General features: G+C 63.6%; 16 protein-coding genes. 9 read left to right on the top strand and 7 right to left on the bottom strand.

Annotated elements, in window-relative coordinates; all coding sequences use genetic code 11:
- The first annotated feature begins 7 nt into the window (after nt 1-7).
- Complete coding sequence (locus TP2_RS10055; protein ID WP_038076856.1) at nt 8-3,076, top strand: efflux RND transporter permease subunit; 3,069 nt, start codon at nt 8-10, stop codon at nt 3,074-3,076.
- 43 nt (nt 3,077-3,119) lie between these two features.
- Here the strand turns inward: TP2_RS10055 and TP2_RS10050 are convergent, their stop codons facing one another.
- From TP2_RS10050 to argC, 4 genes are all read right to left on the bottom strand, one after another.
- Nucleotides 3,120-3,617, bottom strand: coding sequence for a holin family protein (locus tag TP2_RS10050; RefSeq protein WP_038076855.1), 498 nt, complete (start codon nt 3,615-3,617; stop codon nt 3,120-3,122).
- A complete protein-coding gene (locus TP2_RS10045) occupies nt 3,608-4,219 on the bottom strand; it encodes a holin-associated N-acetylmuramidase (protein ID WP_038076854.1) in 612 nt (203 codons plus the stop codon). The genes TP2_RS10050 and TP2_RS10045 overlap by 10 nt, the downstream gene beginning before the upstream one ends.
- 96 nt (nt 4,220-4,315) lie before the next feature.
- On the bottom strand, nt 4,316-4,759 hold the full coding sequence (gene ccmE, locus TP2_RS10040) for a cytochrome c maturation protein CcmE (RefSeq protein ID WP_038076853.1): 444 nt from the start codon (nt 4,757-4,759) through the stop codon (nt 4,316-4,318).
- A gap of 63 nt (nt 4,760-4,822) precedes the next feature.
- Nucleotides 4,823-5,851 (bottom strand): N-acetyl-gamma-glutamyl-phosphate reductase, encoded by a 1,029-nt coding sequence (gene argC / locus TP2_RS10035; RefSeq protein WP_038076847.1) that lies wholly within the window; start codon nt 5,849-5,851, stop codon nt 4,823-4,825.
- Nucleotides 5,852-5,955: 104 nt separating this feature from the next.
- On the opposite strand from argC, the gene TP2_RS18005 reads away from it, so the two are divergent.
- Entirely contained in the window at nt 5,956-6,804 is an 849-nt protein-coding gene (locus tag TP2_RS18005; protein WP_051692453.1) for a DUF805 domain-containing protein, read from the top strand.
- Nucleotides 6,805-6,806: 2 nt separating this feature from the next.
- On the opposite strand, the gene TP2_RS10025 is transcribed toward TP2_RS18005, so the two are convergent.
- Both TP2_RS10025 and TP2_RS10020 read right to left on the bottom strand, forming a co-directional pair.
- Nucleotides 6,807-7,619: a glutamate racemase gene (locus TP2_RS10025; protein WP_038076844.1), complete on the bottom strand. Its 813-nt coding sequence runs from the start codon at nt 7,617-7,619 to the stop codon at nt 6,807-6,809.
- 89 nt (nt 7,620-7,708) lie between these two features.
- Nucleotides 7,709-11,119, bottom strand: a complete 3,411-nt coding sequence (locus TP2_RS10020; RefSeq protein ID WP_038076840.1) for an indolepyruvate ferredoxin oxidoreductase family protein — start codon at nt 11,117-11,119, stop codon at nt 7,709-7,711.
- A 158-nt stretch (nt 11,120-11,277) separates the two neighbouring features.
- Between TP2_RS10020 and TP2_RS10015 the strand changes: the two genes are divergently transcribed.
- The 6 genes from TP2_RS10015 to grxD all read left to right on the top strand — a co-directional run bounded on the left by TP2_RS10015 (nt 11,278) and on the right by grxD (nt 17,305).
- Nucleotides 11,278-12,180 carry a LysR family transcriptional regulator gene (locus TP2_RS10015; protein ID WP_038076838.1) on the top strand — a complete coding sequence of 301 codons (903 nt, stop codon included), beginning with the start codon at nt 11,278-11,280 and terminating at the stop codon, nt 12,178-12,180.
- Between the two features lie 423 nt (nt 12,181-12,603).
- Nucleotides 12,604-13,200, top strand: coding sequence for a hypothetical protein (locus TP2_RS10010; RefSeq protein WP_038076836.1), 597 nt, complete (start codon nt 12,604-12,606; stop codon nt 13,198-13,200).
- A 138-nt stretch (nt 13,201-13,338) separates the two neighbouring features.
- Nucleotides 13,339-15,501, top strand: coding sequence for a phosphoribosylformylglycinamidine synthase subunit PurL (gene purL, locus TP2_RS10005; protein WP_038076834.1), 2,163 nt, complete (start codon nt 13,339-13,341; stop codon nt 15,499-15,501).
- Nucleotides 15,502-15,602: 101 nt separating this feature from the next.
- The gene (locus TP2_RS10000) at nt 15,603-16,595 is read left to right on the top strand and encodes an FUSC family protein (protein WP_038076822.1); all 993 of its coding nucleotides are present in this window, start codon (nt 15,603-15,605) and stop codon (nt 16,593-16,595) included.
- A gap of 64 nt (nt 16,596-16,659) precedes the next feature.
- Nucleotides 16,660-16,902, top strand: coding sequence for a BolA/IbaG family iron-sulfur metabolism protein (locus TP2_RS09995; RefSeq protein ID WP_038076821.1), 243 nt, complete (start codon nt 16,660-16,662; stop codon nt 16,900-16,902).
- A 43-nt stretch (nt 16,903-16,945) separates the two neighbouring features.
- Entirely contained in the window at nt 16,946-17,305 is a 360-nt protein-coding gene (gene grxD / locus TP2_RS09990) for a Grx4 family monothiol glutaredoxin (RefSeq protein ID WP_038076820.1), read from the top strand.
- A 90-nt stretch (nt 17,306-17,395) separates the two neighbouring features.
- Here grxD and TP2_RS09985 read toward each other — a convergent pair whose 3' ends face one another.
- Nucleotides 17,396-17,731 carry a hypothetical protein gene (locus tag TP2_RS09985; RefSeq protein WP_038076818.1) on the bottom strand — a complete coding sequence of 112 codons (336 nt, stop codon included), beginning with the start codon at nt 17,729-17,731 and terminating at the stop codon, nt 17,396-17,398.
- A 183-nt stretch (nt 17,732-17,914) separates the two neighbouring features.
- Between TP2_RS09985 and deoC the strand changes: the two genes are divergently transcribed.
- The gene (gene deoC, locus TP2_RS09980) at nt 17,915-18,883 is read left to right on the top strand and encodes a deoxyribose-phosphate aldolase (RefSeq protein ID WP_038077634.1); all 969 of its coding nucleotides are present in this window, start codon (nt 17,915-17,917) and stop codon (nt 18,881-18,883) included.
- Nucleotides 18,884-18,887 lie beyond the last annotated feature (4 nt).

Here is an 18,887-nt window from a genome sequence, read left to right as displayed (position 1 = left end):
CGATCCCATGAACATTTCGGAAATCTTCATCCGCCGCCCTGTCCTGTCGATGGTGTTGGGCGCCTTCATGCTCCTGCTGGGCGCGCAGGCCTATTTCAACCTACCCGTCCGCGAATATCCGGAGGTCGAGGAGACGGTGGTCACCATTACCACGACCTATCCCGGCGCCTCGCCCGAGCTGATCCAGGGTTTCATTACCTCTCCCATCGCGGCGGCTGTCGCGACGACCGAAAACGTCGATTACGTCACTACCCAGTCGCGCCCCTCGGCCTCGGTGATCTCGGTTCATATGAAGCTCGGCTCCAACTCCGACGCGGCGATGACCGAGGTGCTCTCGAAAGTGCAGCAGGTGAAGGGCCAGCTGCCCTCGGCGGCGAAAGACCCGGTGATCGTGAAAGGCACGGGGCGGCAATTCGCGCTCATGTATCTTGCTGCGATCAACCCCAACATGACGCCCGAGCAGCTGACCGAATATCTGCGCCGGGTGATCCGTCCGCGCATGTCGACGATTCCGGGCGTGGCGCAGACCCAGATCATCGGCGCCTCCGATTACGCGATGCGGATCTGGATCGACCCGGACAAGCTGGCCGCACGCGGCGTGACCGCCTCGGAAGTGCTGGGCGCGATCCAGGCGTCGAACTTCCTCTCGGCGCCGGGCAAGACGAAGAACGAATATGTGGCGCAGTCGATCACGCTGCAATCGACCCTGCAGACGCCCGAGGCCTTCGGCAAGCTGCCGATCCGGTCGTCTGGCGACGAGGTCGTGCGGTTGCGCGATGTCGCGAAGATCGAGCTGTCGAAAGCCGCCGACAACGAGATCGTCACCTTCGACGGCAAGCAGGGGACCTTCCTCGGCGTCTTCCCGACACCTGCCGCGAACCCGCTCGACACGGCGGCCGCGGTGCGCAAGGAACTGCCCGCGATCAACGCCACCCTCCCCGAGGGCATGAAGATCGAACTGGTCTACGACTCGACCGAGACGATCTCGGCCTCGATCGACGAGGTCTTCAAGACCATCGCCGAGGCGGTCGCGATCGTGACCGTGGTGATCTTGCTGTTCCTCGGCTCCTTCCGCTCGGTGGCGATGCCGATCGTGACCATTCCGCTCTCGCTGATCGGGGTGCTCGCGGTGCTGATGGCGCTTGGCTACTCGATCAACCTGCTGACGCTGCTGGCGATGGTGCTCGCGATCGGCCTCGTGGTCGATGACGCGATCGTGGTGGTGGAGAACATCCACCGACATATCGAGGACGGGATGAAACCGATCCCGGCCGCCGTGCAGGGGATGAAGGAAATCACCGGCCCGGTGATCGCGATGACGATCACGCTGGCGGCGGTGCTGGCGCCTCTGGGCTTCACCGGCGGGCTGACCGGGCAGCTCTTCCGCGAATTCGCATTCGCCTTGGCAGGCTCCGTGATCCTCTCGGGCGTGATCGCACTGACGATTACGCCGATGATGTCGGGGCGCTTGCTGAAACATGGCGAGGCGAAGGGCTTTCAGGCTTTCATCGACCGCAATTTCGACCGGCTCGCTGGCTGGTATGGGCGACGCGTGAATGGCTCGCTCGATCTGCGCGGCATCACGATCATGATCGTCGTCTCGCTGATCGGCGTCACCGGCTTCATGCTGATGAACACCAATACCGAACTGGCCCCGGAGGAAGACAATGGCGCGCTTTTCGCGATCCTCAACGGGCCGCGCTACGCGACCAGCGACTATACCCAGAAATATATCGACCAGGTGAGCAAGGATACCGCCGGCATCCCCGAAGTGCGCACCGATTTCTCGATCGCGGGCTTCGGCGGCGACAGCTCGCAGGGCATCTATATCTGGGCGCTGAAGGACTGGTCCGAGCGCGAGCGCAGCCAGAAACAGATCCAGCAGGAGATCCAGGGCGATCTGGGCAAGTCGACGGGCCTCAAGGGCTTCGCCTTCGCGCCGCCGTCGCTGCCGGGCACCGGGGGCGGTCTGCCGATCTCGGTGGTGATCCAGTCGATCCACTCCTCGAAACGGGTGGCCGAGGTCGCCGAGGAGATCAAGAACAAGGCGATGGCCTCGGGCAAGTTCATCATCGTACAGAACTCGCTCAATTTCGACAGCCCGCAGGTCGATGTCACCATCGACCGCGACCGGGCGGCGGCGCTGAATGTGCCGGTCTCGGATATCGGTTCGACCCTTGGCCTTCTCGTAGGCGAAGCCTCGGTCGCGCAATTCGACCGCGACTCGAACAGCTATGACATCATCCCGCAGGTGCCGCAGAAATTCCGCGCCAATCCTGAAGAGCTGGGCCGTTACTACGTGCGCTCGGCATCGGGAGAGATGGTGCCGCTTTCGGCGCTGGTGAAGATCGAAACCGGGGTGAACGCGGCCTCGATCGAGCAATTCGACCAGCTCAACGCGGCGACGATCACAGCGCTGCCGCTGCCGGGTCAATCGACCGGTGCGGGGCTGCAAACCATCGTCGATATCGCCAATCAGGTAATGCCCGAGGGGTTCTTCATCAACTATTCCGGCCAGTCCCGGATCGAGACCCAGCAAGGCAACACGATCCTGATCGCCTTCGCGGCTGCCGTTCTGGTGATCTATCTCGTGCTCGCCGCGCAGTTCGAGAGCTTCCGCGATCCCTTCATCATCATGATGACAGTGCCGCTGACGATCTTCGGCGCGGTGTTGCCGCTCAATCTCGGGCTGGGCACGCTCAACATCTATTCCGAGGTCGGGCTGATCACGCTTGTCGGCCTGATCACCAAACACGGGATCCTGATGGTGGAGTTTGCCAACCAGCAGCGCGAGACCGCAGGGCTCACCCGCCGACAGGCGATCGTGAAGGCCGCCCAGATCCGTCTGCGCCCGATCCTGATGACCACAGCCGCGATGGCGCTCGCGGTGGTGCCGCTTATCCTTGCCCAAGGCGCCGGTGCCGCGGCGCGTCAGGCGATGGGGCTGGTGATCTTCTCGGGGCTTCTGATCGGGACGATGTTCACGCTCTTCGTGGTGCCGATGTTCTACAGCTTCATCGCGCCCTCGGATGCGGCCTTCGATGCGGCGGCGAAGAAGCGCGCCGAGGCGGGCTGAGGCAATGACATGAGAGGCACGGGGAACCCCGTGCCTCTCATCTTCACCCGGCCGGTTTCTCACCCGCCTTCCACGCTTGAAGCGCCGCGTTTTCTTCGGAGGCATCGGGCGTTTGCAACGTGGCGGGCGGCGGCGCCACCGCCTTGTTCATCCGGAAATAAAAGGCCTCGCGGGCGCCGAAATAGAAGCTCACAACCGCGCCCAGCAACCACCAGAGCGGCTCGGGCACGTAGTTCAGCCCAACCATTCGCTGAGCGAAGCCAACCGGATCGACCATCGCATAGACGAAGAGCCCGACGATGCCGAAAGCCAGCGCCGGACGCGGCAGGCGGTTGATGCCGTTCACGATCCGATCGAAGCGGCCAGGGCGGATATATTGGAACTCCGCGCCATGCTCCTCGAGGGCCGCAAGATAGGCGGCCTGCGTAGCTTCCAGCTTTTTCGTGGCGTTGGGCACGAAGACCTCTGCCACCGAGGTCGCTGCCTCGCCCACGGCCTTTGCGGCGGCGGCTCCACCAACGAGCCTGTCGATCACGCCCATGCAGACACCCGCTTGCGATGTTCGGCCTCTGTGAGATGGAAGCGCGGCGAGATGAATTCTTCCGCGCGGCGGATCCAGCCCCCCTTCTGTCCCGCGCGCGTGTTCGCGTATTTGCGGCTCGAGGGGCGGGCATCGGCAACGCGGTAATAGTAATTGCGCCGGGCGATCCCGTAGGCATCGGCGAAATACCCCGGCGCCGTAGCATCCGCGATCTCGGCGGCCGCTATGGTCTGCGGACCGATGACCCCGTCCACCACAACGCGCTGACCCATATCGCCCAGCAGCCGCTGAAGGATCACAACCGCATTGCCGCCCGCATTCACATACATGTCGAAAACCGAGGGCTGAATCGCAGCCGGGAGCCGGTCTATACGCGGCGCCTCGAAATAATGCTGGATGAAGATCTCGGAGGCCTGCGCGGGATCGAGCGCGCGCACATCCATCTCGTCGATCCGCCCGTCACCGGTAATATCGCGCCCGAGCCTTTTGAGCGTGCCGAGCGTCACCCCGTGCTTCGTCGCCCCGCCCGGATCGTCCGGGTCATCGACATAGCCCCCTTCGCGCGCGACGATCTCCGCCGCGATCTGCGTGACCGTTTTCATGGCCTGCCTCCGTTACTGCGAACGGCGACAGGCTCAGATTTCGGGATTAATCCTCAGGCAAACCAGCGCGCGCTGGTGCAAGGATCGAGACGCGGATCAGGACGAGGGCGGCTCGTAGATGCCCTGCTCCTTGAGCGCGTCCACGACTTCCTTGGGCATGTAATTCTCGTCATGCTTGGCAAGGATCTCGGAGGCAACGAAGGTATCGCCTTCCATCTTGCCGGTGCCGATCATGCCCTGACCTTCCTTGAAGAGATCCGGAAGCACGCCTGCGAATTTCACCGGGACGGTCGCGCCGCCATCGGTAACGTTGAATTCGATCACTTCGCCCTGACCACGCTTGAGCGAACCGGTCTCGACCAGACCGCCGAGACGGAACACCTCGCCGGGCTGCGGCGGTTCGGTCGCGAGCTGCGAAGGCGCGCGGAAGAAGTTGATCCCGTTGCGCATGGAATAGCCGATCGTGCCGGTGGCGATCACCAACGCGAGCGCGGCCACGGCCAACACCTGAATACGACGTTTCTTCTTCAGACTCTTCATCGTCTTGCCTCCTCGGATGCCGCTTCGTCTACCTTCACCGGTCTGGCCGCGCCATGACCCTGGTCAAGGGAAGACGGGGGCGAGCATCAGCCCTTCGCTTTCCTCCAGCCCGAGCATCAGGTTCGCGTTCTGGATCGCTTGTCCCGACGACCCCTTGCAGAGGTTGTCGATAGCCACGACCACGAGCGCGCGCCCGGGGATCCTGTCTCCTGATACACCAATATGGGCATAATTGGAGCCAGTTACAGACCTCGTCGACGGAACTGCGCCGAAAGGTAGCATCTCAATGAAGATTTCCGAGGCATAGCGATCCGCCAGCGCCTTGTAGACGGCCTCCGGGTCGCCCTTCACATAGGCCGAGGCAAGGATGCCGCGGTTGAAGGGCGCGAGATGCGGGGTGAACTGCACCAGCACGGGACGGCCCGCCAAGGCACTGAATTCTTGATCGAATTCGCCCAGATGGCGGTGCTTGCCGCCCTGCGAATAGGGGGCCACGCCGCCCGAGAGCTCGGCATGAAGCAGGTTTTCCTTCAGCGAACGGCCCGCCCCCGACACCCCGTTCTTCAGATCGAGGATGATGTCGTCGAGGTCGATCACGCCCGCTTCGATCAGCGGACGGATCGCGAATTGGCCGGCCGCCGCGTTACAGCCCGTGCCCGCGACCAGCCGTGCCTCGCGAATCGCGTCGCGGTAGAACTCGGTCAGCCCGTAGACCGCCTCTTTCTGAAGCTCGACCGCGGCGTGGGGCTTGCCATACCATTTTTCGTATTCGGCCGGATCGCGCAGTCGGAAATCGGCCGAGAGGTCGACGATCTTCAGGTCGCGCGGCAGTTCCTTGATCACCGCCTGCGAGGTCGCATGGGGCAGCGCGCAGAAGGCAAGATCGACATCCGAGAAATCAATGTCTTCGATTTTCACCAGATCGGGCAGCCCGAGATGACGCAGATGCGGGAAGACATCGCCCATCGCCATGCCGGCCTTACGCTCGCCCGACAGCGCCACGATCTCCATACCGGGATGGGTGGCGATGAGCCGGACCAGCTCCGCGCCGGTGTACCCCGATGCGCCCAGAATTGCGATTTTCTTGGTCATGTCTTTCTCCGCGCTTGTCGCTTGGCATTTCATTACCCTAAGCTCACGCTCAAATAAACTCCGCGTGAAGACGGGGCGAGCAGGTATTTGGACAGGTATTTTTGATGGCCCAAGACTGGTTTTACGCGGACGGACAAGCGCCCACCGGGCCGCATACGAGCGAACAGATCGAAGATATGATCCGCGCGGGTCGGATCAAGCCTGACACCCTCGTCTGGCATGAGGGAATGGCGGGCTGGGAGCCTGCCGCGGATCACTTCTTCAAGACCCGGGTCGAGGGCGACGACACAGCCAAGGACGATCTGTCGCAAAATTATGCGCATCCCGGCGTCGATCATGGCGGCGCGACCAATTACGCCGCGCGCGTCGCCCAGCGCCATCAGGCCGAGGGCAAGCTCGAGACCAATGATCCGCGCGCCTACGCCGATGCCTCGATCGAAACCGAACGGGCGAAGCGCGGCATCGGCCCGGACGGGCTTTACATCGAGGCGCCTTCTCGCGGTCCCATCGAAGCGGTGAAGGTTTGCTTTCGCAAATACGCGACGTTCAAGGGCCGGGCGAGCCGGTCGGAATATTGGTGGTTCATCCTGTTCGTGGCGATTGCCAGCGTGATCGGAGAATTCGCTGAAGGCGCGATGGGCTCGGATGGGGCCGCAATCAACGGCGTGATCGCGATCGCCACCTTCATGCCTTCGATCTCGGCTCAGGTGCGGCGCATCCATGACACCAATCGCTCGGGTTGGTGGGTCGGGGGCTACTGGCTGCTGTCGAGTGGCGGCGGCGCCTATATTGGTTATCTCGCCTGGGAGACCGGCGCAGTGGCGACGCCTTCGGGCGGCGTCGCAATGATGGCGCTGTTGTCGCTCTGGGGGATCGCGATGCTGATCTATTCGCTCACGCTATTTGTTTTCAGCGTGCGCCGAGGTACCTACGGCAAGAACGATTACGGTTGAGCTCAGGCGGCTTCGAAGCGGATCGGGTAGCGCAGGAACTGTGTCGCGTGGCTCGATACCGAGGCCGGATCGCCGGTGGTCAGGAATTTCGATGTCGTGCCGGCACCGATGAATTCGGGCCTCCGGGTGAGGTAGTCGGCCAGGCTCTCGGCCACGAGGTTGGCCTGACTGTAGACATCGACATTCGCGCCCAAAGCTTCCTGGAAGGTCTTCTGCATCAGCGGGTAATGGGTGCAGCCAAGGATCGCCGCCTCCGGATGCGGCATCCGCCGCTTGAGCGCCTCGACATGGGATTTCACCAGCGCCTCGGCGAGGATCTCGTCGCCCGTCTCGATCGCATCGACCACACCGCCGCAGGGTTGCGCCTCGACATCAACGCCGATCGCGCGGAAGGCCAGCTCGCGCTGGAACGCGCGAGACGCCACCGTTGCAGGCGTTGCAAACAGCGCCACATGCTTCACGGCCACTTCGCGCGGCGGGGAATTGTCGCCCCATTTGCGCTCGGTGAGCGCCTCGATCATCGGCACGAAGACGCCCAGCACGCGCTTGCCCTCGGGGATCCAGGTCTCCTGCATCCGCTTGAGCGCGGCGGCCGAGGCCGTGTTACAGGCGAGGATCACCAGATCGCAGCCCTCGTCCCAGAGCCGCTCCACCCCCGCGCAGGTCAGGTTGAAGATGTCATCGGCATCGCGCACCCCGTACGGCGCATGCGCATTGTCGCCGTAATAGCAGAAGGCCACGTCGGGCAGTCGCTTCGCGCAGGCATCATAGACCGTCAGCCCGCCCAGACCCGAATCGAACACACCTACCGCCATGGCACTCCCCGCGCGAAAACCCGGCGCGGAACTCGCACCGGGTAGGCATCATTTACGCCCAAGTTTTCGCGAAAGAAACGCCTTTTAGGTCACTCGGCCGCGAGCGCCTGCGGGCTTCCGCCTTCACGGAACGCCGCGAGCAACTCCTCGCGCCGCTTCGCCGCCATCTGTTCGGCCTGCGCCTTGACCGGACCGAAGCCCCGGATGCTCAGCGGCAGCTCGGCCAGTTCGCGCGCAATCTCGAGCGTCTCGGGCGTGACCTTGGGCAGCACTTCGGCCATGTCGGCCTCGTATTGCTTGATCAGGGCGCGCTCCATCTTGCGCTCGTCCGAGTAGCCGAAGATGTCGAACGGCGTGCCGCGCAGGCCTTTCAACTTGGCCAGAAGGCGGAAGTTGCGCTCCATGCCGGGGCCGAATTCGCGCTTCTTCGGGCGACCGTCCGGGCCTTGCTTGGACAGGATCGGAGGGGCGAGATGGAAGTGCATCTCGAAATCACCGTCGAACTCGGCACGCGCCTTCTCGGCCGTTTCCAGATGCAGCCGCGCGACCTCGTATTCGTCCTTATAGGCCAGAAGCTTGTGATAGCCCTTCGCGACCGCCTCGCGCAGGTCCGACGGCGCTGCATCGACCAGCTTGCGGAACCGCTTGGCGAGGCGATTGTTCTGATACTCCACCAGATGCGCCGCCCGGAACTCGATCGGATCGACGGGGGCCTTCACCACCTCCGAGGCCATCGCTTTCGCGGCCTCCTCGGGGAAGGCCATGGCCCAGCGGCCCAGCTCGAAGGCCCGCTTGTTTTCCTCGGGCTTGGCGCCGTTCAGCTCGATCGCGCGGAAGATCGCTTCATGGCTCAGGGGCACATATCCCTGCTGCCACGCGGCCCCCAGCACGACCATGTTCGAGTAGATCGAGTCGCCCAGCATCCGCCGCGCCAGCTCCGAGGTATCGGCAAAGGCCACGCGGTCCTTCAGCCGCGCCTCAAGGCTCAGCTTGAGCTGTTCGCCCGGCAGGCGGAAATCGCGGTTGCGGGTGAACTCGCCGGTGACGATCTCGTGGCTGTTGATGACGGCACCGGTGCGGCCCGTGGTCATCAGCCCCAGCGTCTTGGCCCCGGCCGAGACCACCAGATCCCCGCCGATCACGCAATCGGCCTCGCCCACGGCGACGCGGATCGCCGAGATATCCTCGGGCTTGTTCGCGAGCCGCAGGTGGATATGCACCGCCCCGCCCTTCTGGGCGAGACCGGCCATCTCCATCATGCCCGCACCCTTGCCGTCGATATGGGCGGCCATCGCCAGCACCGCGCCCACGGTCACGACGCCCGTGCCACCAACCCCGGTGATGACCACGTTATGCGTGCCCTCAATCGCGGGCAGCGCAGGTTGCGGCAGATCCGGCAGGTCAAGCGCCTGCGCCTTGGCCTTCTTCACCTTCGCGCCTTTCAGCGTCACGAAGCTCGGGCAGAACCCGTCGAGGCAGCGGAAGTCCTTGTTGCACGACGACTGGTCGATCGCACGCTTGGTGCCAAGTTCCGTCTCCACCGGAACGATCGAGACGCAGTTCGACTGCACGCCGCAATCGCCGCAGCCTTCGCAGACATCGGTGTTGATGAAGACGCGCTTGTCCGGGTCGGGGAACTGACCGCGCTTACGGCGGCGGCGTTTCTCGGCCGCGCAGGTCTGGACGTAGATCAGCGCCGAGACGCCTTTCGTCTTCGCCAGCCGCTTCTGCACCGGCATCAGCTCGGCGCGTTCGACCTTCTCGACGCCCGCCGGGAAGGCGGACAGGTCCAGCTCTTCCTTCTCGTCATAGACCACCACGACCGGCTTCACGCCCATCGCCACGATCTCGGCGGCGATCTGCTGCGCGGTCAGCCCGCCCTCGTTCTCCTGCCCGCCGGTCATTGCGACCGCATCGTTGAACAGGATCTTGTAGGTGATGTTCGTGCCCGCCGCCAAAGCCGCCCGGATCGCCTGCGCGCCCGAGTGGTTATAGGTGCCGTCGCCGAGGTTCTGGAACATATGCTCGCGCGTCGAGAACGGGGCCTCGCCGACCCAGTTCACGCCCTCGCCGCCCATATGGGTGAAGCCTTCGGTGTTCCGACCCATCCATTGCACCATGTAGTGACAGCCGATCCCGGCATAGGCGCGCTCGCCCTCGGGAACCTTGGTCGAGCTGTTATGCGGGCAGCCCGAGCAATACCAAGGTGTGCGGGTCGCGATCTCGGGCGCGTTGTCGGCACGCTGCGCGGCCTCGATCTTGGCAATCCCCGCCTTGATCGCGTCCGTGCCCCGGCCTTCCTCGATGAAGATATCGCCCAGCTTGCGCGCGATCATCACCGGATCGAGTGCGTAGCGCGTCGGGAACAGCTCTACCTGACGGCCATTCTTCCAATTGTCGCCCTTGTGCCAGCCATAGACGCGCCGTCCGCGGCGATCGTCGAAGATCGCCTCCTTGACCTGCACCTCGATCAGCTTGCGCTTTTCCTCGACGACGATGATCAGCTCCAGCCCCTCGGCCCATTCATGGAAGCTTTCCATGTCGAGCGGGAAGGTCTGGCCGATCTTGTAGGTGGTGATGCCGAGCCGTTCGGCCTCGGCCTCGTCGATGCCCAGCAAGCTCAGCGCATGAACCAGATCGAGCCAGTTCTTGCCTGCCGCCACCAGACCGATCTTCGCACCGGGCTTGCCCCAGACGCGATTGTCGATGCGGTTCGCGCGGGCAAAGGCCTCAGCGGCGAAACGCTTGTAGTCGATCATCCGCGCTTCCTGCGCGACCGGCGTGTCGCCGAGCCGGATATTCAGCCCGCCCTCGGGCATCTTGCACTCCGGGATCACGAATTGCTGGCGGAAGGGATCGCCATCGACGACCGCCGTGGCCTCGACCGTGTCTTTCATCGTCTTGAGACCGACCCAGACCCCGGCGAAACGGCTCAGCGCGTAGCCATACAGCCCGTAATCGAGGATTTCCTGCACGCCCGCGGGCGAGAGCACCGGCATATAGGCATCGACCATCGCCCAGTCGGACTGGTGCAGCACGGTCGAGGATTCGCCCGTGTGGTCGTCACCCATCGCCATGATCACGCCGCCATGGGGCGAGGTGCCCGCCATATTGGCGTGGCGCATCACATCGCCCGAGCGGTCCACGCCCGGCCCCTTGCCATACCAGAGGCCGAAGACACCGTCATATTTGCCTTCGCCGCGCAGCTCCGCCTGTTGCGAACCCCAGAGCGCAGTCGCCGCGAGGTCCTCGTTCAAGCCCGGCTCGAAGCGAACCTGGCTCTCTTCAAGCACCTTTCGCGCCCGCGCCATCTGCAAATCGACCGCCCCCAAGGGCGAGCCGCGATAGCCAGTCACATAGCCGGCTGTATTCAGACCCGCCGCCTTGTCGCGCGCCGCCTGAGCCAGAACCAGACGCACCAAAGCCTGCGTCCCGTTCAGCAAAACCGGAGATTTCGTAAGGTCAAACCGATCCGCGAGGGATATTTCTTGCCTTCCCATTAAGCACCTCCCCTTGCTAATTGGGCATAGGGCAATGATAGGTCACAAACTCTGACCTAGAAAGCGAAAAATTGTTGCGAAGCGGTTTCTTAAATTGCCCGGAGTAATGTAAAGAAACTTGCGCAGGCAGTCTTCGCGACGAACCGAAAGTGACCGGAATGGATTGGGACAAGCTCAGAATCTTCCACGCAGTGGCCGATGCGGGGTCTCTCACCCATGCTGGTGACGCGCTGCATCTTTCTCAATCTGCCGTGAGCAGACAGATTCGCGCGCTCGAAGAAGCGCTCGGAACGACGCTGTTTCACCGCCATGCCCGCGGACTGATTCTCACCGAACAGGGGGAGCTTCTGTTCGAGGCGACCTCGGCGATGGCGAAAAAGCTCGACAGCGCCTCTGCGCGAATCCGCGATAGTGAAGAGGAAGTCTTCGGCGAGCTGCGCGTGACGACCACGACCGGCTTTGGCACGCTCTGGCTCGCGCCTCGCCTGACGAAGCTCTACGAGAAATATCCCGATCTGAAGATCGACCTGATGCTGGAAGAGCGCGTTCTCGACCTTCCGATGCGTGAGGCCGATGTGGCGATCCGCATGAAGGAGCCCGCGCAGGCGGACCTGATCCGCAAGCGCCTGCTGAATATCCGGATGCGGCTTTATGCGACGCCGGAATACCTCGAAAAATCGGGCCGACCCGAAAAAATCGAGGATTTGCAGAACCATAGACTGATCTGCCAGACGCCGCGCACCCCGCAGGTGCAGGCGGGTGCGCAGCTTGCCCGGCAAGTTCTGGCCTTCGATCAAAGCTCGACGCTGACGGTGAACAACTATTTCGGCGTGCTGCAAGCGGTGCTCAATCACATCGGAATCGGCATCCTGCCCGACTACCTGACCGCCGACTTCCCCGGCATCGAGCAGGTGCTACCGGAAGTGGAATCGGTCGAGATCCCGATCTTCCTCGCCTACCCCGAGGAGCTGCGCTCATCGCGCCGGGTGACCGCATTCCGCGACTTCATCCAGGAAGAAATCCTGTCCTATCGCCGCCATCAGGCAGGGGATTCAGCCTAAGGTTGCACCGCGACATTACCGCAACGCATACCGGCCATGATGCGCTTGCAGCATGTTTTCCCTTGATGCGTTCACAAACCGCCCATAAATGAGGCGAAGAAGGGTTGGACGCGCTTCTTGGCGCATCACCTTCTACCTCCCTGTTGGACTTTGGCCGAGCTTCGTCTCGGCCTTTTTTTTATCCCGCCCCGTCTGATCCCGAAGCCGCCTTCTACCAGAGGGGTCAAATCTCACGCTCCTTCACGCGGGCGTGTGGCGCGCAGCCGCGCTGTACGCGAGACTTCAGCCTCGGTTCATTATTTTCAGACCTCCGCTGGTCACAATTATTTCAGTGAACTTTCTGCCAAACGACCTCGTTGCCTTTCCAGACGCCACGACGGCGCAAGTGATTGAATGTCACGCCAAAACCGAAAGGAGATTGACATGACCAACCAGAAAAAACTTCTCGCTGCCTCGACCACTCTCATCGGCGCGTTCGCGATCGCAGGCTCGGCCTCCGCGCTCGACCTGACGAACGTTTCGGCTACCAACAACGGTGCGGGCCAATATTACGGCATCGCCGATTATCGCAGCGGCACCGTTCCCGCACAGGAAACGTCGGCTGGCACGCCGCCCGCAGTGACCGCGGCCAACACTTCGGCCTTCACCAATGAATACGGTATTACCGACGTGACCACCGGCACCGCAAATCTGCCCGAGACGTCGAAAGGCGAAATGGCGATTCCCGCGCAGAACCAGCTGACCGATCAGGCCGGCATCGCTGGGATGAAGGTTGCAGCGCATGCGGAAGACGCGGTGATGAGCGTTAATGGCAACGTGATCGGTTCGATCGAGAAGGTCGAAAGTCACGACGGCTACGATACGATCTACGTGCGCACCTCGAACAAGCTCGACACCACCGTGTCGATGTTCAAGCTGAACGTGCCGAAGACCGCCGCGATGGACGGCAAGGTCAAACTGGGCTGGACCGTTTCGGAGCTGCTGACCTCGCTCGAAAAGCAGGTCGACATGCGCTCGTAACGCGACACACCTTCCCTCGACAGAACGCGGGGCCTTCGGGCCTCGCGTTTTTTATTGCCGCAACGTCCGGCAAATCCCTTTTCCCCTTGCCCGGATTGGCCTAATAGGAGCCCAAACCCGATGCCCGGAGGCCCTCCCATGAACGAGCCGCAGATTACGCCCGATCTCATCGCAGCCCATGGCCTGAAACCCGATGAGTACGAGCGGATCCTCGAGATCATCGGCCGCGAGCCGACTTTCACCGAGCTCGGCATCTTCTCGGCCATGTGGAACGAGCACTGCTCTTACAAGTCGTCGAAAAAATGGCTGCGCACGCTGCACACCACCGGCGATCAGGTCATCTGCGGCCCCGGCGAGAATGCGGGCGTCGTGGATATCGGCGACGGGCAGGCCGTGGTCTTCAAGATGGAGAGCCACAACCACCCCTCCTATATCGAACCGCATCAGGGCGCCGCGACCGGCGTGGGCGGCATCCTGCGCGACGTGTTCACCATGGGCGCGCGCCCGGTGGCCGCGATGGACAGCCTCAGCTTCGGCATGCCCGATCACCCCAAGACCTCGCATATCGTGAAGGGCGTGGTCGAGGGCGTCGGCGGTTACGGCAACTGCTTCGGCGTGCCGAATGTCGGCGGCGAAGTGCGCTTCCACCCCTCCTATAACGGCAATTGCCTTGTGAACGCCTTTGCGGCAGGGCTCGCGGATGCCGACAAGATCTTCTATTCGGCGGCCTCGGGCATCGGCATGCCGGTCGTCTATCTCGGCGCGAAGACGGGCCGCGACGGCGTGGGCGGTGCGACGATGGCCTCGGCCGAGTTCGACGACACGATCGAGGAGAAGCGCCCCACCGTTCAGGTCGGAGACCCCTTCACCGAGAAATGCCTGCTCGAGGCCTGCCTCGAACTGATGCAGACCGGCGCCGTGATCTCGATCCAGGACATGGGCGCCGCGGGCCTGACCTGTTCCGCCGTGGAAATGGGTGACAAGGGCGGCCTTGGCGTTCAGCTCAACCTCGACGCCGTGCCGCAGCGCGAAACCAACATGACCGCCTATGAGATGATGCTGTCGGAGAGCCAGGAGCGCATGCTCATGGTGCTCAACCCCGAGAAGGAAGAGATCGCGCGCGAGATTTTCGTGAAATGGGATCTCGACTTCGCCATCGTCGGCGAAACGATCGCGGAAGACCGCTTCCTGATCGTGCATGGCAATGAGGTGAAGGCCGATCTGCCGCTCTCGAAACTCTCCTCGGAAGCGCCCGAATATGACCGCCCCTGGGTTCCCACGCCCGAGGCGACCGCTGGCGCGGCCCTGCCCGAGATCGGTGCGATCGACGCGCTCAAGGCGCTGATCGGCTCGCCGAACTATGCCGACAAGAGCTGGGTCTACGAGCAATACGACACGCAGGTGATGGGCGACACGGTGCGCCGTCCGGGCCTCGGCGCGGGCGTGGTGCGCGTGCATGGCACGCAAAAAGCACTGGCCTTCACCTCGGACGTGACGCCCCGCTACGTCAAGGCGAACCCGTTTGAGGGCGGCAAGCAGGCCGTGGCCGAAGCTTATCGCAACCTGACGGCGGTGGGCGCCAAGCCGCTCGCCTCGACCGACAACCTGAACTTCGGCAACCCCGAAAAGCCCGAGATCATGGGCCAGTTCGTGGGCGCCATCAAAGGCATCGACGCCGCCGTGCGCGCGCTCGACATGCCGATCGTTTCGGGCAACGTCTCGCTTTACAACGAGACCGACGGCACCGGCATTCTGCCCACGCCGACGATCGGCGCCGTGGGGCTGCTGAACTCGCTCGACGAGCTGATCGCGGGTCTGCCCACGGCGGGCGACGTGGCGATGGTGATCGGTGAGACGAAGGGCCACCTAGATCAATCCGCGCTGGCCTTCGAGGCCTTCGGGATCGAGTCGGGCGATGCTCCGGCGGTCGATCTCGACGCCGAGAAACGCAATGGCGAGTTCCTGCGCGAGAACCGCGCGCTGGTCAAAGCTGCGACGGACCTCTCCGATGGCGGCCTCGCGCTCGCGGCCTTCGAAATGGCCGAAGCCGCCGGTCTGGGTGTGACGCTCGACGCCTCCGACATCCCGATGCTGTTTGGCGAGGATCAGGCGCGCTATCTCGTGGCCTGTTCCTTCGATCAGGCCGAGGCGCTGATGGTCGCCGCCCGCAAGGCCGAGGTGCCGCTCTATACCGTGGGCCGTTTCGGCGGTGACACGATCAGCTTCGGGGCGGAAAGCGCGCCGATGGCGGAACTCGTGAGCCTCTACAAATCCGCCTTCAAGGCAGCGGTGGACGCCTGATCTCTGTGAGCTGATGCAGATCGGCCATGCGCGCGGGGGCAGTTTTCTTCGCCCGCGCGCAGACTATCCTGTAGCGAGACCCAGATGATCAGGATTTTCCTTTGCCCGCATCGACGCTTGCCTATGCCGCGCGGCTTTTTCTTGCCGCGACACTTGCCCTGACCTTTGCCCGCTGGCTCGGGCTAAGCAATATCTACTGGGCGGCGATGCCGGTCTGGGTGGTGATCCAGCCCAATCGCGAGGATATGGCGTTGCGCGCGGTGCTGCGCGTGGCCGGAACGCTGGTTGGCGCCGGCATCGGGATCGCGGCGCTGCGCTGGCTTCTCGTGCCGGGGATCGCGCTGACCGTGGCGCTGACTGCGGCCACCGGGGTCGGAATCGCCTACCGGATCGGCACGCATTGGGCCTATGGCTTCACACTCATGGCAATCACCATCGGCGTCGTGGTGATGCCCGCGCTCGGCATGGGGGCCGACGCGATCCCGCTCGCACTTGACCGGGTTTATTGCACGCTGATCGGGGTCGCCTCGGTCACTGCCGTCAACTGGCTCTTCACCCCGGCACGCGCCGCCCCGATGGCACCCCGCCCGAACCCGCATTTCGCGCAACAGCTCTGGATACGCATGGCGGCGGTCGCGGTGATGACGGGGGCTGCGACTTTGCTCGACGCCTATTTCAGCCATCCCGCGGCAACTGCAGCGGGATTGTCGGTGGTCGTGTTCTCGGCGGTGCTGGGCTCGATGCCCAATCCACGCCCAGCCGTGCGCTTTCTCGTACCCGGCGTGGCGCTCGGGGTGCTGGCCGCGGTCAGTTATCGGACGCTTGCCCCGCTTACCGGAGGCGACCCGACCGAGCTGTTGATCCTCGCCTTCGCCTTCATCGCAGGCGGCGCCCTGCTGCGCGCGCACCCGCGCACGTCGCTGATGGGGATCGACATCAACATGTGCTTCCTGCTCGCCGGAGAGATCGGCGCTCCGGGCCATTCCCTGCCCGTCACCGCCGCCGGAGCCGCCACGATGTTCGCCAGCAGCGTGGCCATCGCGACGATCATGTTTTTCCTCTCGCGGCTGCATCCGCCGCTCGAGACCGCATGAGCATCCCCTTGCGGCCAGCCGCTCCCCCGCCTAAGTTTGCCGCAAAGGACGAGGAGCCCTATTTATGCCGATGGAAGCGCATGACATCGAAGCCCTGATCCGGGCGGAATTCCCCGATGCCAAGATCACGATCACCGACCTGGCCGGCGACGGCAATCACTGGGCGGCGGAAGTGATCGACGAAAGCTTTCGCGGCCAGAACCGCGTCCAGCAGCAACGCGCGGTCTATGCCGCGCTCAAAGGGGCGATGGACGGACCGGACGGGGCGCTGCATGCGCTCGCGCTGACCACCAAGGCGCCCGACTGACTTCACACGCATCCCCCAGACGGGATGGAGAAAGGACAAAGCGATGACCGCGCAAGACCAGATCGCCCAGCAGATCGCCGAGAATGATGTCGTGCTCTACATGAAGGGCACCCGCGACATGCCGCAATGCGGGTTCTCGAGCCGAGTCGCGGGCGTGCTCAACTTCATGGGCGTGACCTACAAGGACGTGAACGTTCTGGCCGATCAGGAGATCCGTCAGGGCATCAAGGATTACTCGGACTGGCCGACAATCCCGCAGCTCTATGTCAAAGGCGAGTTTGTCGGCGGCTGCGATATCGTGACCGAGATGACGCTCTCGGGCGAGCTCGACCAGCTCTTCGAGACCAAGGGCGTGAGCTTCAACAAGGAAGCGGCCGAGCAGATCCGCGCCGCCAACGCCTGAACCCGGCAAGATCATTCTGGAAAAGCCCCGCTCCGGCGGGGCTTTTCGTTTCTGGACAGCGAAGAGACGGAGGCATCTCGCCCCACGCAATCACAGCCGATCGAAAAACGGGTCGATCTGCCAATAGGGGTGAAAATCCGAGGCCGTCGCGCGTGCCATCCCCAAAAGCTCCATCGCATAGATATCCATGCTCACGAGGGCGGCGAGGCGGTAGCCGCGGGCGGCCCCCTCCCCCGCGGGCCCCGTACCCGAGAAGTTGCTCTCGATCGCGGCGGCAGCCGCCACAAGTGCGAAGCCGATCTCGAAAATCGGACAATCGGGCCAACGATCCACCAGATCGCGTACGAGCGTGCGCCAGCCGTCGCCCGGCTCGATCAGCCGCTCGATCGCAAACGCCACCCGCGCATCCTCGTTACCAAACGTCATCACCCCAGCCCGTTTCGGCTGCCACCCGGACCAGAGTTGCCGAAATTCCTTTTCACGCAAGCGTTTCGCTTCAATTTTCAAATCAATGACGTTTGAGACGGCAGGAAACCGCCTTTGACCAAATGGTTGAAGGATCTCGTGCCCTTCGCTAGCCTCTTGGCAAATCTCCAGTCGGGTTCGCTCATGACTTCCCCCACAATCGACCTTCATCCGCCGCGCAATCCGGGCATGCCGCTCGACCTGTCCTGGTTCGACCGGATCGCGGTGAATACGCCTGCGGCGCAAGCCCGTGCCGCACAGTTGAGCACGCGGCGTTCGCTCAAGAAGGAATGGCAGGCGGCCTGGCTCGTGAACGCCATCCGCTGCATCGACCTCACGACGCTCGCAGGCGACGATACCGAGGCGCGCGTGGCCCGGCTTTGCGCCAAGGCGCGCCGCCCGCTGGCCGATCATATCCTCGACGGGCTCGGGCTCGATCACGTCCAGACCGGGGCTGTCTGCGTTTATCCGACGATGGTGCGCGCCGCGGTGCGCGCGCTGGAAGGCTCGGGCATTCCCGTCGCCTCGGTTGCAACCGGCTTCCCGGCGGGGCTGATGCCGATGAACCTGCGACTGGCCGAGATCCTCTACGCCGTCGAGGAAGGCGCCGCCGAGATCGACATCGTGATCTCCCGCGCCCATGTGCTCGAAGGCAACTGGCAGGCGCTTTACGACGAGATCGCCGCTATGCGCGAGGCCTGTGGCGACGCCCATCTCAAGGCGATCCTCGCCACCGGTGAGCTCGGCTCGCTGCGCAATGTCTACAAGGCCTCGATGGTCGCGATGCTGGCGGGCGCCGATTTCATCAAGACCTCGACCGGCAAGGAAGGCGTGAACGCCACCCTGCCCGTCAGCCTGACGATGGTCCGCGCGCTGCGCGATTACGGCGCGAAGACCGGCTACAAGATCGGGTTCAAGCCCGCGGGTGGTCTCAAGACCGCCAAGGACGCGCTCGCCTGGCAGATCCTGATGCGCGAGGAGATGGGGACCGAATGGCTCCAGCCGCACCTGTTCCGTATCGGCGCCAGCTCGCTTCTGGGCGATATCGAGCGTCAGCTCGAACACCATGTCACCGGGCGCTATGCGTCCTCGTCCCGCCACGCACTCGCCTGAGGGA

The sequence above is a fragment of the Thioclava pacifica DSM 10166 genome, from assembly GCF_000714535.1.
Taxonomy (GTDB): domain Bacteria; phylum Pseudomonadota; class Alphaproteobacteria; order Rhodobacterales; family Rhodobacteraceae; genus Thioclava; species Thioclava pacifica.
The sequence above is the reverse complement of the archived record's forward strand: the minus strand, read 5'-3'. Positions and strand labels throughout refer to the sequence as shown.

What these genes read in the sequence shown, in the direction of transcription:
- TP2_RS09995 (WP_038076821.1), top strand. Translation starts at nt 16,660, where the DNA reads ATGCCGATGGAAGCGCATGACATCGAAGCCCTGATCCGGGCGGAATTC.
- purL (WP_038076834.1), top strand. Translation starts at nt 13,339, where the DNA reads ATGAACGAGCCGCAGATTACGCCCGATCTCATCGCAGCCCATGGCCTG.
- TP2_RS10050 (WP_038076855.1), bottom strand. Translation starts at nt 3,617, where the DNA reads ATGGGCGTGATCGACAGGCTCGTTGGTGGAGCCGCCGCCGCAAAGGCC.
- TP2_RS09985 (WP_038076818.1), bottom strand. Translation starts at nt 17,731, where the DNA reads ATGACGTTTGGTAACGAGGATGCGCGGGTGGCGTTTGCGATCGAGCGG.
- TP2_RS10010 (WP_038076836.1), top strand. Translation starts at nt 12,604, where the DNA reads ATGACCAACCAGAAAAAACTTCTCGCTGCCTCGACCACTCTCATCGGC.
- argC (WP_038076847.1), bottom strand. Translation starts at nt 5,851, where the DNA reads ATGACCAAGAAAATCGCAATTCTGGGCGCATCGGGGTACACCGGCGCG.
- TP2_RS10045 (WP_038076854.1), bottom strand. Translation starts at nt 4,219, where the DNA reads ATGAAAACGGTCACGCAGATCGCGGCGGAGATCGTCGCGCGCGAAGGG.
- TP2_RS10025 (WP_038076844.1), bottom strand. Translation starts at nt 7,619, where the DNA reads ATGGCGGTAGGTGTGTTCGATTCGGGTCTGGGCGGGCTGACGGTCTAT.
- TP2_RS18005 (WP_051692453.1), top strand. Translation starts at nt 5,956, where the DNA reads ATGGCCCAAGACTGGTTTTACGCGGACGGACAAGCGCCCACCGGGCCG.
- TP2_RS10020 (WP_038076840.1), bottom strand. Translation starts at nt 11,119, where the DNA reads ATGGGAAGGCAAGAAATATCCCTCGCGGATCGGTTTGACCTTACGAAA.
- grxD (WP_038076820.1), top strand. Translation starts at nt 16,946, where the DNA reads ATGACCGCGCAAGACCAGATCGCCCAGCAGATCGCCGAGAATGATGTC.
- deoC (WP_038077634.1), top strand. Translation starts at nt 17,915, where the DNA reads ATGACTTCCCCCACAATCGACCTTCATCCGCCGCGCAATCCGGGCATG.
- ccmE (WP_038076853.1), bottom strand. Translation starts at nt 4,759, where the DNA reads ATGAAGAGTCTGAAGAAGAAACGTCGTATTCAGGTGTTGGCCGTGGCC.
- TP2_RS10055 (WP_038076856.1), top strand. Translation starts at nt 8, where the DNA reads ATGAACATTTCGGAAATCTTCATCCGCCGCCCTGTCCTGTCGATGGTG.
- TP2_RS10015 (WP_038076838.1), top strand. Translation starts at nt 11,278, where the DNA reads ATGGATTGGGACAAGCTCAGAATCTTCCACGCAGTGGCCGATGCGGGG.